The sequence below is a fragment of the Ensifer sp. VA4 genome (genome assembly GCF_055710065.1).
Window position 1 is genome coordinate 1 of sequence record NZ_JBVQPO010000054.1, and the last position, 579, is coordinate 579.

General features: G+C 59.1%; 1 protein-coding gene. It reads right to left on the bottom strand.

Annotated features, from left to right (window positions below):
* On the bottom strand, positions 1-579 hold a 579-nt coding region (locus AC0C6X_RS30125), incomplete at both ends, for an ISL3 family transposase (RefSeq protein WP_472956701.1).

Below are 579 nucleotides of genomic sequence, written 5' to 3' on the forward strand. Positions count from 1 at the left end.
GCCACCTGGCGGGCCTGCGGGGCGCCCTCTCGGGCTGCCTGAGCATACAAACCACAGCGATCTCGGCTCACGACCTCGATCGTCGGACGCTCTTGCAACCAAGTTTTTGCACTCTCGACGCTGCGGTCCTCCAAAACATCGACGACCGAATGACGCTCAAGATCGACCATGATCGTCCCGTACCGCGAGGAATGCCGCCAGCTCCAATCATCAATGCCCACAACTCGAACAGTGTCTTTTTGCGTGCATGCCGGATTATCGCGCTTCAATTGCCGCAAGATCGTGTCGTCGCTGACCGGCATGCCGAGCCGATGCATCAAGTGCTCTCCCGGACGACCGCCCATCCTGTGGCCAACCAAGCCCACAATCTCAGCCATCCGTTCAGTGCGTCGCATATAGGGTGAAGCAATCTCAGGCAATCTGTCGGTGAAGGTTCGTCGCCCGCATTTCCGGTGTCTACACTGCCACCGGTTCAGTGCGAGCTCGATTTTCACAACTTGACCTTGAACAGGCAAATCCTGGAGGCGGCGGTTGTGCCAGCCGTGCCGATGCCGGCTTTGCGTTCCACAATCCGGGCAG